Below are 13474 nucleotides of genomic sequence, written 5' to 3' on the forward strand. Positions count from 1 at the left end.
CGGATCGAGAGTGGAATGTGGTTTCTTGCTGTTCGACATCGTGGCCTAGGCGTTACCCTGCCGATTCTACCCGCGATGTATGCCACGGAGATCGACATGTCCCAGCAAGCAGCCACGTTTCGCCGGATGCACGGCGGCCCCGAACCACTGCGACTCCCCAATGCCTGGGACGCCGGCAGCGCCAGGTTGTTCGAAAGCCTCGGTGCCTCGGCCATCGCCACCACCAGTGCGGGTGTGGCGTGGGCGCAGGGTTACGCCGACGGTGGAAAGATGCCTGCCGACGTGGCGATCGCTGCCGCCGCCAGCATGGCACGAGTGTTGCGGGTGCCGCTGTCGGTCGACATGGAAAACGGCTATTCGGACGACGCGAAGGCTGTGGGTGAAATCGTCCGGCAACTGTTCGATGTCGGCGTTGCCGGCATCAATATCGAAGACGGAACGGCTGCGCCCAGCAATCTTGCGGCGAAGATCGAGGCGATCAAGAATGCCGCGTCGAAGTCGGGTGCGGATATTTTCGTCAACGCCCGCACCGACGTTTTCCTGGCAAATCTGGTCGATGCATCGAAGCGTGTCGACGAAACGCTGTCGCGCGGCGCGACCTACCGTGCTGCGGGTGCTGACGGCTTGTTCGTGCCGGGGCTTCGTGATGCCGCCGAGATTGTCGCCATCGTGGAAGGCGTCGGCTTGCCGATCAATCTGATGGCGTGGCCGGGCTTGGCCGCGTCGGATGAGCTGGGCCGGCTCGGTGTGCGGCGGCTCAGCGCGGGCTCCGGCATTTCGCAGATGTTGTGGGGGCAGGCGGAAAGGCTGGCCAGGGACTTCCTCGACACCGGCCGCTCGGAGTCGATGGCCGAGGGCTCGATGCCGTATGGGCAGCTGCAGGCGCTGTTCGCCGAGAAATGATCGGCGACAGGCCACCGAAACTAGGTTCAGGTTGCATTTTCTCGAATGCATTTCATGCAACTGTACTCTGACTTGGTTTCCAACCTGTCCTGGAGAGTGTCCATGCATCGCTGCCGATCCCTTGTTGTGTGCCTGTTGTTGCTTGGCTCGATCTCCAGCGCTTTCGCCCAGGCCGCACCGCCGCCCGCTGCGGTTGATGCTTCGACGCGGAATGCCGTTGTCGAAGCACTCGGCAAGCAGATGAAAGCGAACTATGTATTCCCGGCGGTCGCCGACAAGGTGGCAGTGGAGCTTTCGGCCAACGACGCGCACGGCGCATACAACGGCAGCAAGACGACCGATGCTTTTGCCACGACGTTGACGGCAGACCTCAGCAAGGCGGGTCAGGATCGTCACCTGCGTGTGCTCTACGACCCGAGCTTCAAGGCTTCCCCCGGCGATCAAAAGGCGCCTACCCAGGAAGATGTGGATGAGACAAGAAAATTTGTGCTTCACATGGGCTTCGGTATCGCCAAGGTGGAGCGACTGCCGGGTAACGTGGGCTATCTCGATCTTCGCGCTTTCCCTCCGGCCGAGTTCGTGACGGGTGCCTATGCCTCGGCGATGAATCTGCTCTCGGGTACCGATGCGCTGATCCTCGACCTGCGCCTGAACGGCGGTGGCGATCCTGTTTCGGTGGCGAACTTCCTCAGCTACTTCTTTACCGAGGGTGACAGCCGGCACCTCAACGATCTCTACTGGCGTCACGACAACAGCACCCAGCAGTACTGGACGATGCCTGTCGCCGGCGCGCGCTATACGAAACCCGTTTACGTGCTGACCTCGGCCTACACCTTCTCGGGAGGCGAGGAGTGCGCCTATGACTTCCAGACGCAGAAGCGGGCCACCCTGGTAGGGCAGACCACCGGCGGCGGCGCCAATCCGGGTGATGAGTTCTCGCTTGGACATGGCTTCGTCGCGTTCATTCCGACCGGGCGTGCGATCAATCCGATCACCAAGACGAACTGGGAGCATGTGGGTGTGAAACCCGATGTGGCAGTTGCCGCCGCGGACGCGATGAAGACGGCTTATGCGAGCATCCTCGAGACGCTTATCCGGAAGACCAAGGACAACGGGCAGCGGGATGCGCTGCAACACACGTTGGCCCGCGTCAGGAAAGGCGAAGACGAGAAGCCCAACTACGAGCCGCCCAAGCAGTGATATAGAAAGGCTGCATGCTTGCAGTGATTCCTTGGCGCATCCGGAACAACAGGGGAGAAAGGACATGACGATCAGCAGACGCTCGACCCAAGCCATGGTCGGCCTGGCCACGATCCTGGCCACGCTGTGCACGTCGCCGGCGATGGCGGTCCGACCGGACGATACTGCTCTCATTGCGCGCGTCGATCGCGTGCTCGCCACGACGCCGTTGATCGACGGCCACAACGATCTGGCCTGGGAAATCCGCGAACGTTTTGGCAATGCCGCCGGCGTGGACCTTGGCGCGAGTACCGCGAATCTTCCGCTGAAGCCGGAAGACGGTGAAATGCCGTCACCGCTGATGACCGACATCCCTCGACTGCACAAGGGCCACGTCGGTGCGCAGTTCTGGTCGGTGTGGACTCCGCCCACGATCACCGGCCCGGCGGCGGTGAAGATGACGCTCGAGCAGATCGATATCGTGCACACCATGGTGGCGCGCTATCCGAAGGATCTGCAGATGGCCTATTCGGCGGACGACATCATGCAGGCGTTCAAGGCCGGCCGCGTGGCGTCGCTGATCGGCATCGAGGGCGGCCACCAGATTGACGACTCGCTGCCGGTGCTGCGCCAGATGTATGCAGTCGGTGCACGTTACATGACGCTGACCCACACGCTGGACAACGACTGGGCCGACTCGGCGACGGATGCGCCGAAGCATCATGGGCTGACGCCGTTCGGGCGCGCGGTGGTGCATGAGATGAACCGCCTCGGCATGCTGGTCGATCTCAGCCACGTATCCCCGGATACGATGCGTGCTGCGTTGGATGCCTCGGTCGCGCCCGTGATGTTTTCGCACTCCGGTGCGCGCGCACTGGACGATCATCCGCGCGACGTGCCGGACGACGTGCTGAAGATGGTGGCGCGCAACCACGGCATCGTCATGGTGACTTTTGCGCCGTCCTATGTGTCGGCCGCGCGTGCACGCTGGGAAGCTGACCGGGCCGCCGAGCAGACGCGCTACAACGCGCCACCTTACGCCGGCCTCTATATCGGGCAGCCCGAGCGGACGAAGGCGGCACTGGCCGAATGGGACCGCCAGCATCCCAAGCCTGTCGTTACGCTGGCGATGGTCGCCGATCACATCGAGCATGTGCGCAAGGTGGCCGGGATCGACTGCGTCGGGATCGGTTCCGATTTCGACGGCATTCCCGATACGCCGCAAGGTCTGGAAGGCGTCGACAAGTATCCGGCCCTGCTCGTGGAGCTGGCGCGACGTGGCTGGACCGACGAGGAACTCGGCAAGCTGGCCGGCGGCAACATGCTGCGAGTGCTGCGCGAAGCCGCCGCCGTGGCCGCGCGGCTGCAGGCCAGCGAGCCGCCATCCTCGGCGACGATCGGGCAACTGGATGCTGACGTCGCGAAGAAACCTTGAGGGGGTGGAACCGGATTCGACCACCCGGCATGACCTTCGGCATATCCGGCGCCGCGCCGCACGGTCTACCCTCGGTCATCCACCGGGAGATCCATCCATGTTCAAGCCACTGATCGCAGGTATTGCGTTGGCACTCAGCGGCGCTGTCGCCGCACAGGCCACGCCCGCTACTCCGTCCACTTCCGCGCCCATGGCCGCGCCGGCGTGGGTAGCCAAGAGCAACGCTGATGCGCAGCCGTTGCTGAAGGTGCTGGCCGACTTCAATCCCGAGTTTGCCTCGCAGTTCGGCTTTCCCGGCTACGACGACAAGGCCATCGACCTGAAACCGGACGTGGAGCAGCGTTCGCGTGCCGCGATGACGGCGGCGCGCGATACCTTGCAGAAGAAGCTGGCGACGGAAACCGACCCGAATGTGCGCCAGGATCTTGAGATCATGATCAAGGCGGCCGATCGCAACATCGAGGGAAGCAAGCTCAACGAGGAGTACCTGTTGCCGTATGCCGATATCGGCCAGACGGTGTTCCAGGGCGAGTTCGCACTGTTGCAGGATCAGGTTGCCGCGGATCGCCGTCCGTCTGCACTCAAGCGCCTGCAGTGCTATGTGGGCATGACCGCCGGTTGCACGCCGGTGACGAAGGAGGCCGAGGCGCTGTTCCAGGCGAAGCTGGGCAACCCGAAGCTGATCGGTCCGTACAAGGTCGAGGTCGAACAGAACTTGGCCAATACCGCGCGCTATGTCGACGGTATCCGCAAGCTGTACGCCAAGTACAAGATCGACGGCGCTGGCCCCGCACTGGACGCCCTGCAGAAGCAGCTGGATGACTACGACGCGTGGGTCAAGAGCACGGTGCTGCCGCATGCGCGCACTGACTTCCGGCTGCCGCCGGCGGTGTATGCCAACAATCTCAAGCAGGTTGGCCTCGACATCACCCCGCAGGAGTTGATCGCGAAGGCCGAACTGGAATTCATGGAAACCCAGGCGCAGATGCAGATGATGGCGCCGGATGTGGCGAAGGCCGAGGGCATCAATGCCACCGACTATCGCGACGTGATCAAGAGCCTGAAGAAGCAGCAGCTCGACCGCGATTCGATCGAACCGTACTACCACCAGGTCATCGGCAAGATCGAGGACATCATTCGCCAGCAGGGCATCGTTTCGCTGCCCGATCGCAAGATGATCATGCGGGTGGCCTCGGAGGCCGAGAGTGCGGCTGAGCCTGCGCCGCACATGGATCCGCCGCCGCTGATCAACAACCACGGTGAGCGTGGCAGCTTCGTGTTGCCGCTCGGCAATCCGCCGAACGGCAAGGGCGACAACCAGGCCTATGACGATTTCACCTGCAAGGCCTGCGCGTGGACGCTGACCGCACACGAAGGCCGGCCGGGTCACGAGTTGCAGTTCTCGGCGATGGTCGAGCATGGCGTGTCGCTGGCGCGCTCGCTGTTCGCCTTCAACAGCGTCAACGTGGAAGGTTGGGCGTTGTATTCCGAATACATGATGATGCCGTACGAGCCGAAGGGCGGGCAGATGATCGCCCTGCAGCTGCGCCTGCTGCGCGCGGCGCGTGCGTTTCTCGATCCGATGCTGAACCTCGGGCTGATCACGCATGATCGCGCGCACGACATCCTGGTCAACGACGTGGGCTTGTCCGAAGCCTTCGCCCGCGAGGAACTCGACCGCTTCACGTTCCGCTCGCCGGGTCAGGCGACAGCCTACTTCTACGGCTACTCGCGCCTGCTGGAACTGCGTGCGCACACGCAGATCGAACTGGGCAACAACTTCAATTTGAAGCAGTTCAACGACTTCCTCATCGCTCAGGGCCTGCTGCCGCCAGATCAGCTGGCCGAGGCGGTGGACACGCAATTCATCCCGGCCCATGGCGGCAAGCGAGTGCAATAAGCCGCAGTGCTCAGTCCGAATTTCGGGATTGGGCGGGCTCCGGCCCTCCCGATCACTAGCCACATTGGACGGATCCCGGTGCCATCGACGGAGGAAAGTGACGAATGTCGAATGAGGTCGGCACCAGGAGAATTTGCAGGCGGACGCCGGAATCAGCGGCCATGGTGGCCAACGTCAAGCGCGCGATGGCGATCACCGCCAGACTCAATCGTTTGACGTTCGACGATGCAGATGAAATCCGGGCATTGTTCAGCGAACTCATCGGCAGGAAGGTGGATGAGAGCTTCTCACTGATCCCGCCTTTCTATACGGCCGGCGGGGACGAAATTCGCGTCGGGAAAAATGTCTTCGTCAATCAGAACTGCACTTTCTATGACCTCGGCGGCCTAGACATCGCGGACGACGTGATGATCGGGCCAAGCGTGAGCATCATTACGGCGGGCCATCCCCTTGAGCCTTCGCAACGACGCTCCACCACCATCGGGAAACCCATTGCGATCGAGAGAAACGTCTGGATCGCAGCCGGTGCAACGATCATCGGCGGAGTGACCGTAGGCGAAAACTCGGTGGTGGCTGCGGGTTCGGTCGTCACCAGGGACGTTCCCCCGAATACGCTTGTCGGAGGAAATCCGGCGCGGGTCATTCGTTCGATTGGTGACGACTGAAGAAGCATCTGCCAAGGGCCGTGAGCGGAAATTCAAACGGGGACACTGCTCAACAAGTCCATTGGCGATAAAGGACATCGTTCGCATATGCGGTAGTCCTGACGTGCGCCTCAGCGCTCTTGTGGCGGCGGCCGTGACGGCATGCGGATGGCGCGCATCGAGGGATGCATGTCGTGATGGCGAAGCAACATCACTGCACGCCCTTGCGGGTACGCCACGATTGATCGTTGTCATCGTCGGCTTCTGCCTGTCTGCTCCTGGACTCCCATGACATTGCGTGCTCTTTCGTGACGTAGTTTCTTGCGTGGGGTTTTGTCAAGAATCGTTCATTAGCCGCGCGTAGCGTTGGTACGCCTCGACTCCTGTCCGGCGCGTGTACGACCCCTACCCAAGGAGATTCTCTATGACGAAGCTTCTGCTCGGTCACTCCATCCGCCGGCGTGTTGTGGCTGCGCTGGTGATTGGTGCACTTACGGCCAGCGCGATGGCGAGTGCCGACGATTATTCGCACGGTCATGGTTTCCAGTTTCTGCCCGGCAATCTTGTGGTCAGCCGCAGTGTTTACGACAACAAGAGCAGCAATGTTGTTGTCGGCACTATCCTGCCGACGAACTGTGCAAGTACCACCGGCGGCTGTGGCGCAGCCACCGGTGCGCCCTATGACGGCACCTATCCCTATGTCTGGAACGATGTCCTCTATGACGCCAACTTCGGCATCACCTCGCGCATCTTCCTGGATCAGGTGACGCCGAACGGGTCGCTGCTCAATTCGCTGGAGGTGCCCAACAGCTCCCTTCCAGCTGCGATGGAAGGCGAACTGGTGACCAGCTTCAGCTCGAAGTCGGAGCTGGCCCTGCACCTGTCGCTGGATCACAGGTACCTGACGTTCATGGGCTATGTGGCACCGGTCAATGCGGTTGACGTGTCCAACTCGAACACTCCGGGCGCGATCGATGCCACCAATCCGGATGGCCAGAATTTCTATCGCGCGGTGGCGACGGTGGATCGCCGTGGTCGTTTCGGCTTTACCGAAACCAATGCCTACAGCGGCAACAATGGCCGCGCCGCGATCCTCGACGATCGTGGCCATGCCGATTATTTCTACACGTCCGGCAATGCGGGCAACGGCAGCAACCCGCAGCCGATGGGCGTCGTGCTGGGCGCCGGTGCGCAGTTCATCACGTCGGTACCGCTGCCGGAGGTGGCGCAGACCCCAGGCGTGAATACGCCGGTAAGCAGCTTTTCGCTGACCGTGCTGGGGCAGAAGGCCGACAAGATCGGCAAGGACGACAACTTCCGCGGCATGACCGTGTTCAACAACGTGCTCTATTACACCAAGGGTAGCGGCAGCAACGGCATCAACACCGTCTACTTTGTGGATACAACGGGCAAGGCGTGCCCCAATGGCGTGGGCTTGCCTGTGCCCGGTGCCGCGCTGCCTTCCGCGCCACTGGCCTACAACGCAAGCACGCTGGCTACGACAGGGCTGCCAACCAACATGTGCGTGCTGGCCGGGTTTCCCTCGACGCCCAACAAGTCGGCGACTACGCTCGCCTATCCGTTTGGTATCTGGTTCGCCGACGCCAACACCGTCTATGTGGCAGACGAAGGCGATGGTTATACCGGTGGCAGCGACTTGTACACACACGCTGCGACGCAGACCACGGCAGGCCTGCAGAAGTGGGTATTCGATGCGACGGCACAGAGCTGGAAACTGGCCTATACGCTGCAGACCGGCCTTGGCCTGGGTCAGTCGTACTCGGTTCGCGACTATCCGGTCGGCGTCAATTCGGCCACCAACCTGCCGTGGTCACCGGCCACCGATGGTCTGCGCAACTTCACCGGCAGCGTCGATCGCGATGGCAAGGTCACGCTTTGGGCGGTGACCTCCACGGTAAGCGGCAATGGCGACATCGGTGCCGACCCGAATCGGCTCGTGGCGATCCGTGACGACTTGAAGAACACCACGGCAGCCGGCGCCGCGAAGGAGTCGTTTGTGACCTTGCGTACGGCGAAATTCGGTGAAGTGCTGCGTGGCGTGTCGTTCACCCCCGATGACGACGATCACGGTCACTGGCACTGAGACAGGGTCGATAGCGTGGCCGGGCTGATCGTCTCGGCCACGCTATGGCGCTATGGCTCGATCGAAAGTGGCAGGGTCGAATGCGCGGCACCTTTCCATGGCACGTATTCGACGCCTCTGTCTCGCAACGGCGAAGCAAAACCTGATGATGGTCTCCCGGCGCATCAACGAAAAGTCGGCCATTATTCGGAACCCGGTTTCTTCGCGCGCATCAACGCGCATCAATCAGTCGAGGTTCCGATGACCCGTACAGTCGCCGACAAACGTGCCGCCTTTCGCACCCTGCACCAGCAAGGGTGTTTCGTGCTTCCCAATCCGTGGGATGTGGGGAGTGCGCGGATGCTGCAGCATCTGGGTTTTGCCGCGCTGGCCTCGACCAGTTCGGGTTATGCCTGGTCGACCGGCCGTCCCGATTACGCGGTCACGCTGGCAGGTGTGCTGCAGCATCTGACTGCCTTGTGCGAAGCGGTTGACCTTCCGGTGAATGCCGACTTCGAATCCGGTTTTGCTTCCGATCCCGAAGGAGTGGCAGCCAATGTCGGTCTTGCCGTGCAGGCGGGTGTGGCCGGCCTCTCGATCGAGGATCGCGATATCGAGGCTCCGTTTGGCCTCTACGCCCCAGCCTTTGCCGTGGAACGCATCCGTGCCGCTCGCGCGGCGATCGATCGATCCGGCGAGGATGTTATTCTGGTGGCGCGTACCGAGGGCCTGCTGCACGCCGCCGATGCCATCACGCCGGCCATCGACAAGCTGGTTGCCTTCGCCGCCGCAGGTGCCGATTGCCTGTATGCACCGGGCGTGCGCGACAAGTCCCATATCGCCACGATGATTCGCGCGGTGGCGCCCAAGCCGCTGAATGTGCTGGTCGTGGATACCGCGTGGAACGTTGCCGAGCTGGCCGATCTCGGCGTGCGACGCATCAGCATCGGCGGTGCGCTGGCGCGGGCTGCCTGGGGTGCGGCAATCGCAGCTGCCGAACAGATCAGGGCAGGTGCGTTCGATGGTCTGGCTGGCGGAACGCCCGCCAAGCGCCTGAATGACGCCTTTGCCGGCTTCGTCTGAGTCAGGCTTCACTTATGCGCCAGAGATGAGATGACGTACCACGTAGTCGGCGGGAGGTGTTTTGCGCACCTCCCGCCAGACATGGCACGCAATCAGCGCATGCCGCCACCCGCGAACAGATGCTCACCGGTCAGCCAGTACGAATCGTTCGAAGCGAGGAAGGTAACGATCGAGGCGATGTCGTCCGGCTGGCCGATGCGACCCAGCGGGGTGTGTCCCACGGCCTCGGCCTGGAAATCCGAGCCGATGAAGCCGGCGGTGATGGCACCTTCGGTTTCCACCATGCCCGGGTTGACGGCATTGACGCGGATCTTGCGCGGCCCAAGCTCGCGCGCGAGCACGCCGGTGATGGCATCCACGGCGCCCTTGGTGGCCGTATAGACCGCGCTTGCGGGTGGCACGATGCGAGACACGAGTGAGCCGATGTTGATGATGCTTGAGCCTTCGCCCAGATGCGTTGCCGCGGCTTGCGTGGTCAGCAGCAGGCCGAGGACGTTTACGTTGAACTGCCGGTGGAAGTGCTCCTCGGTGATGGCCTCGAGCGGCGCGAATTCGTAAACGCCTGAGTTGTTCACCAGCACATCCAGCCGGCCGAAGTGCTTCACGGTGCCCTCGACGAGAGCCTGTGCGTCAGCCGCCTTCGATACGTCGCCCTGGATGGCCACGGCCTTGCCGCCTGCCGCCACAATCGTGGCCACGACCGCGTCGGCGCCGGACTTGCTGGAGGCGTAATTCACCACTACCGCAGCACCTTCCGCAGCCAGTGATTTTGCAATGGCAGCGCCGATGCCTTTGGATGCCCCGGTGACGAGGGCGACTTTACCTGTGAGCTTGCTCATGACGATGTCCTTGGTGTCTGGGAGTGATGGGAGGAATTGGTTCTTAAATTCCATAGTTCGTAAAATACGAACTATGGAACTAATAGTCAAGAGCTGCTAACATCAATCCATGAAACCGCTGATCCATCCGGACATCGACAACATCACCGTGGAGGGCATCCTGCATGCGCTGTCCGATCCGGTGCGTGTCGCGATCTATGCCGACATGGCCGGTGCGGGCTGTGCGCAGACCTGCTCGACCTTCCTGCAGGTGGTCGACCGCTCGATCCCGAAGTCCACGCTTTCACAGCACTTCCGGACCTTGCGCGAGGCAGGGCTGATCCGCAGCGAACGTCAGGGCGTGGAGATGCTCAACACCACACGCTGCGGCGAGATCGAGCAGCGCTTTCCGGGCCTGTTGCCTGCGATCATGAGTGCTCACCGTGTGCAGCTGATGCAAAAGGCGCGCATGGCCAGGCGCAAGCCGGCCGGAAGCCGGACCAGTACGGGCTGAGGTATTCCTCAGGCGCCGGGCAGGTGCGGCTTGCTGTGTGCCGTCACCCTGATACCGGTGCCACGCTGTCACCGTCGATGCTGAGGCGCAGGCGTCCGGCGTCGAAACGCACGCGCAGATGGTGATGCCTGACCAGATAACGCGTCGCGACGATGGCCGCCGCGATGCCCGAGGCAGCACCAATGCCGAGCGCCCAGCGCGGACCGAAGCGGTCGGAGACCAAGCCAACGATCGGTGCTCCGATGGGTGTGCCGCCCATGGCGATGGCAAGCACGATGGCCATGACGCGGCCACGCATGGCCGGCGTGGTGGAGAGCTGCGCCAGGCTGAGGGTGGACGTGGTAAAGGTCTGCGCGGATACGCCAATGATGACCAGAGCGACACCGAACAACGCCTCGTTGGGCATCACGGCCGCGAGCGCGCAGGCAACGCCGAAGACACCGGCACCGATCAGCAGGATCGCGATGTGCGGTCTTGCCCGTTGGGCGGCAAGCAACGCGCCAGCGATCGATCCGATGGCCATGGTCGACGTCAGCAGCCCGTAGGTGTCGGCGCCGGCGTGGAAGACGCTGACCACCATGGTCGAGATGTAGATCGCGAAGTTGAGCCCGAATGTGCCGACCAGGAAAAGCATCAGCAGCACGGCTTTCAGGTCGGGGCGCTGCCATACGTAGCGAAAGCCGTCGGCAAGACTGCCGCGGGTGCGCACGGCGCGATCTCCCCGATGCAGCTCATCGACGCGCAGCAGGCTGAGCGAACCGAGTACGGCAACGAAGGTGGCCGCGTTGATCAGGAACACCCAGCCGGCGCCCACGCCTGCAATCAGCACGCCGGCTACCGCGGGACCAATCATTCGCGCGGCGTTGAACGAGGTGGAATTCAGTGCCACGGCATTGGACAGATCGGCCTCGCCAACCAGTTCGGAGACGAACGTCTGGCGTGCCGGCGAATCGAAGGCGGTGACGCAGCCGAGCAGGAACGCAAACCCGTATACCTCCCACAACTGCACGAGTCCGCTGACGGTGAGGATGCCCAGGCCAAGCGCCAGTATGCCCATGGCCGCCTGGGTGGCGAGCAGCAGCTTGCGGCGGTCGAGGTGATCGGCCGCAAAGCCAGTCAGCGGCAGCAGCAGCACCTGCGGCGCGAACTGCAGTGCGGTGACCGCGCCCACCGCGGTGGCGTTGTGGCGGGTCAGCTGGGTCAGCACGATCCAGTCCTGGGCGATGCGCTGCATCCAGGTGCCCACGTTGGACACCAGCGCGCCAGCCGCCCACATCCGGTAGTTGAAGCCTTTCAGCGAACGGAAGATGCCCTTCATGGAATCGTTCGCGTGTCCGTTGGCGAATTGCCGCCGTTGAAACGTCCGAACATGCGGGCCGACATCAAGCCAGTCAGCAGAACGCCAGCTGCCGCCGCGAGTACTTGATCGGTGGCGCGCAGGTCGAAGTTTCCAACGCGGCACAGCAGCACATAACCGATGGCCAGATTGAAGAATCCCCACAGCACATTCAGCGTCGACGACGAAAACCCCTGGCCAGGCGGCTTCGCGAACGGACTCTGGAACGGTCGCCCCATCACCCCGCTGACAAAATGCGGAATGGCATTGGTGAACAGGGCGCCTGCGAAGAAGTAAGAAACATAGTGAGTCCAGTTCATTTCGAGGTACTCCGTGGTTGGTGAGTCGTCATGCCTGCTTTGCTTCGGACGCCCTCCGTCCAGTCACGGCAGGAGGATTTCCCGCGTCACGCGTGGCTGGCATCGAGCAGGTCGATGATTTCCCGGGTGGTGCCGGTTTCGCCCAGTCGCGGGAAGATCCGCATGACGCTGTTGTCGTGGGCTTCGGCATTCATGTCGGTCATGGCATCGACCGCGAGGGTGACATTGAAGCCCAGCTCATGCGCGAAGCGGGCGGTGGATTCGACGCCGATGCTGGTGGCAACGCCGGCGAGCACGACCTGGGTGACGCCCAGCTCTTTCAGGTGCGCGTCGAGATCGGTGCTGGTGAATGCGCCCCATGTGCGCTTGGTCACGATGTGGTCCTGCGGCTGCCGGTCCAGTTCGGGCACGAAGTCCGCCCATCCGGCTGGCAGCTCGCCCATGCTGCGGGACTGCTCGGCCCGGCCCGGCGCGCCACCGGTGACGTTGACCAGGACGACCGGCAAACCGCGTTGGCGAAACGCATCAATCAGGGCACGCGCGTGAGCCACCACCTCGCGGGTCGGATGCGCCGTAGGGTAGGCGACGATGCCATTCTGAAGGTCGATGACGACGAGGGCAGTCTGCGGGTCGAGTGTGGTGACGGTCATGGGGATTTACCTGGTGGAGGTTGATGGCGGTCCTTGCGCGCAGGGCGGCAAGAGAAGCGTTTACGAGTCGAGGAGGCGCTTGAGCAGTTCGACGGCACTGGCAAGCTGCGCCTGTTCCTGTGACGTCAGCTGCGTCTGGATGGCATGGAACAGCCAGTCTTCCCGCGCCGCGCGATTGGCCTTGATCAGTTCATGGCAGGCGGGAGTGAGTGACAGCAGGGTTTGTCGACCATCGTTGGGATCCGGGGAGCCACGCAGCAGGCCTGCCGCCAGCAGCGCGGAGACATTTGCGCCCATCGATTGCGGACGCATGCCCTCGGCGTGTGCGAGCGCCGTCACGGTGGCGGGTCCATCGCGTTCCAGATGCCCGAGCACCGACACCTGCGACCATGCGAGGCCGCCCACGCTGGCCTGCTCGCGCAGACGGCGCTTCAACTTGCCAACCAAGACGCGCAGTTCCACGGCCGTCGCCATGGTGCGTGTCGTCGCCGGATCGGCCTTGGGTTTCTTCATGCAGCGAAGTCTGGCATATATGAAGCTAAACTGCAAAGGTAAACTTCGTAAATAGTATGCGACTGCCTGCTTCCTGCTGCAGGGCGCATTGCATTA

13 protein-coding genes are annotated in these 13474 nt (G+C 62.7%); 8 read left to right on the forward strand and 5 right to left on the reverse strand.

Translation table 11 applies throughout. The annotated features are described in order from the left end of the window. Positions 1 to 96: 96 nt before the first annotated feature. From B0E50_RS00185 to B0E50_RS00215, 7 genes are all read left to right on the forward strand, one after another. Positions 97 to 903, forward strand: a complete 807-nt coding sequence (locus tag B0E50_RS00185; RefSeq protein ID WP_077439105.1) for an isocitrate lyase/phosphoenolpyruvate mutase family protein — start codon at positions 97 to 99, stop codon at positions 901 to 903. Positions 904 to 1005: 102 nt separating this feature from the next. Then, positions 1006 to 2103, forward strand: a complete 1098-nt coding sequence (locus B0E50_RS00190; protein ID WP_168170754.1) for a S41 family peptidase — start codon at positions 1006 to 1008, stop codon at positions 2101 to 2103. 64 nt (positions 2104 to 2167) lie between these two features. After that, a complete protein-coding gene (locus B0E50_RS00195; RefSeq protein WP_254427119.1) occupies positions 2168 to 3517 on the forward strand; it encodes a dipeptidase in 1350 nt (449 codons plus the stop codon). Positions 3518 to 3614: 97 nt separating this feature from the next. Continuing rightward, on the forward strand, positions 3615 to 5417 hold the full coding sequence (locus B0E50_RS00200) for a DUF885 domain-containing protein (RefSeq protein WP_077439001.1): 1803 nt from the start codon (positions 3615 to 3617) through the stop codon (positions 5415 to 5417). A 161-nt stretch (positions 5418 to 5578) separates the two neighbouring features. Continuing rightward, the gene (locus tag B0E50_RS00205; protein ID WP_254427120.1) at positions 5579 to 6082 is read left to right on the forward strand and encodes a sugar O-acetyltransferase; all 504 of its coding nucleotides are present in this window, start codon (positions 5579 to 5581) and stop codon (positions 6080 to 6082) included. Positions 6083 to 6485: 403 nt separating this feature from the next. Beyond that, the gene (locus B0E50_RS00210) at positions 6486 to 8165 is read left to right on the forward strand and encodes a hypothetical protein (RefSeq protein WP_077439005.1); all 1680 of its coding nucleotides are present in this window, start codon (positions 6486 to 6488) and stop codon (positions 8163 to 8165) included. Between the two features lie 240 nt (positions 8166 to 8405). Then, complete coding sequence (locus B0E50_RS00215) at positions 8406 to 9227, forward strand: isocitrate lyase/phosphoenolpyruvate mutase family protein (protein WP_077439108.1); 822 nt, start codon at positions 8406 to 8408, stop codon at positions 9225 to 9227. Positions 9228 to 9319: 92 nt separating this feature from the next. Here the strand turns inward: B0E50_RS00215 and B0E50_RS00220 are convergent, their stop codons facing one another. After that, positions 9320 to 10066: a glucose 1-dehydrogenase gene (locus B0E50_RS00220; protein ID WP_077439007.1), complete on the reverse strand. Its 747-nt coding sequence runs from the start codon at positions 10064 to 10066 to the stop codon at positions 9320 to 9322. A 109-nt stretch (positions 10067 to 10175) separates the two neighbouring features. On the opposite strand from B0E50_RS00220, the gene B0E50_RS00225 reads away from it, so the two are divergent. Continuing rightward, on the forward strand, positions 10176 to 10559 hold the full coding sequence (locus tag B0E50_RS00225) for a helix-turn-helix domain-containing protein (protein ID WP_077439009.1): 384 nt from the start codon (positions 10176 to 10178) through the stop codon (positions 10557 to 10559). A 43-nt stretch (positions 10560 to 10602) separates the two neighbouring features. Here the strand turns inward: B0E50_RS00225 and B0E50_RS00230 are convergent, their stop codons facing one another. The 4 genes from B0E50_RS00230 to B0E50_RS00245 all read right to left on the reverse strand — a co-directional run bounded on the left by B0E50_RS00230 (position 10603) and on the right by B0E50_RS00245 (position 13378). After that, complete coding sequence (locus tag B0E50_RS00230) at positions 10603 to 11877, reverse strand: MFS transporter (RefSeq protein ID WP_077439011.1); 1275 nt, start codon at positions 11875 to 11877, stop codon at positions 10603 to 10605. Further along, positions 11874 to 12215: a hypothetical protein gene (locus B0E50_RS00235; RefSeq protein WP_077439013.1), complete on the reverse strand. Its 342-nt coding sequence runs from the start codon at positions 12213 to 12215 to the stop codon at positions 11874 to 11876. The genes B0E50_RS00230 and B0E50_RS00235 overlap by 4 nt, the downstream gene beginning before the upstream one ends. Positions 12216 to 12301: 86 nt before the next feature. Then, the gene (locus B0E50_RS00240; RefSeq protein ID WP_077439015.1) at positions 12302 to 12865 is read right to left on the reverse strand and encodes an isochorismatase family protein; all 564 of its coding nucleotides are present in this window, start codon (positions 12863 to 12865) and stop codon (positions 12302 to 12304) included. A gap of 60 nt (positions 12866 to 12925) precedes the next feature. Continuing rightward, the gene (locus B0E50_RS00245; RefSeq protein ID WP_077439017.1) at positions 12926 to 13378 is read right to left on the reverse strand and encodes a MarR family transcriptional regulator; all 453 of its coding nucleotides are present in this window, start codon (positions 13376 to 13378) and stop codon (positions 12926 to 12928) included. Between the last annotated feature and the right edge of the window lie 96 nt (positions 13379 to 13474).

The sequence above is a fragment of the Rhodanobacter sp. C01 genome, assembly GCF_002001045.1.
GTDB lineage: Bacteria > Pseudomonadota > Gammaproteobacteria > Xanthomonadales > Rhodanobacteraceae > Rhodanobacter.

What these genes read in the sequence shown, in the direction of transcription:
- B0E50_RS00225 (WP_077439009.1), top strand. Translation starts at nt 10,176, where the DNA reads ATGAAACCGCTGATCCATCCGGACATCGACAACATCACCGTGGAGGGC.
- B0E50_RS00195 (WP_254427119.1), top strand. Translation starts at nt 2,168, where the DNA reads ATGACGATCAGCAGACGCTCGACCCAAGCCATGGTCGGCCTGGCCACG.
- B0E50_RS00190 (WP_168170754.1), top strand. Translation starts at nt 1,006, where the DNA reads ATGCATCGCTGCCGATCCCTTGTTGTGTGCCTGTTGTTGCTTGGCTCG.
- B0E50_RS00210 (WP_077439005.1), top strand. Translation starts at nt 6,486, where the DNA reads ATGACGAAGCTTCTGCTCGGTCACTCCATCCGCCGGCGTGTTGTGGCT.
- B0E50_RS00245 (WP_077439017.1), bottom strand. Translation starts at nt 13,378, where the DNA reads ATGAAGAAACCCAAGGCCGATCCGGCGACGACACGCACCATGGCGACG.
- B0E50_RS00230 (WP_077439011.1), bottom strand. Translation starts at nt 11,877, where the DNA reads ATGAAGGGCATCTTCCGTTCGCTGAAAGGCTTCAACTACCGGATGTGG.
- B0E50_RS00240 (WP_077439015.1), bottom strand. Translation starts at nt 12,865, where the DNA reads ATGACCGTCACCACACTCGACCCGCAGACTGCCCTCGTCGTCATCGAC.
- B0E50_RS00235 (WP_077439013.1), bottom strand. Translation starts at nt 12,215, where the DNA reads ATGAACTGGACTCACTATGTTTCTTACTTCTTCGCAGGCGCCCTGTTC.
- B0E50_RS00215 (WP_077439108.1), top strand. Translation starts at nt 8,406, where the DNA reads ATGACCCGTACAGTCGCCGACAAACGTGCCGCCTTTCGCACCCTGCAC.
- B0E50_RS00200 (WP_077439001.1), top strand. Translation starts at nt 3,615, where the DNA reads ATGTTCAAGCCACTGATCGCAGGTATTGCGTTGGCACTCAGCGGCGCT.
- B0E50_RS00185 (WP_077439105.1), top strand. Translation starts at nt 97, where the DNA reads ATGTCCCAGCAAGCAGCCACGTTTCGCCGGATGCACGGCGGCCCCGAA.
- B0E50_RS00220 (WP_077439007.1), bottom strand. Translation starts at nt 10,066, where the DNA reads ATGAGCAAGCTCACAGGTAAAGTCGCCCTCGTCACCGGGGCATCCAAA.
- B0E50_RS00205 (WP_254427120.1), top strand. Translation starts at nt 5,579, where the DNA reads ATGGTGGCCAACGTCAAGCGCGCGATGGCGATCACCGCCAGACTCAAT.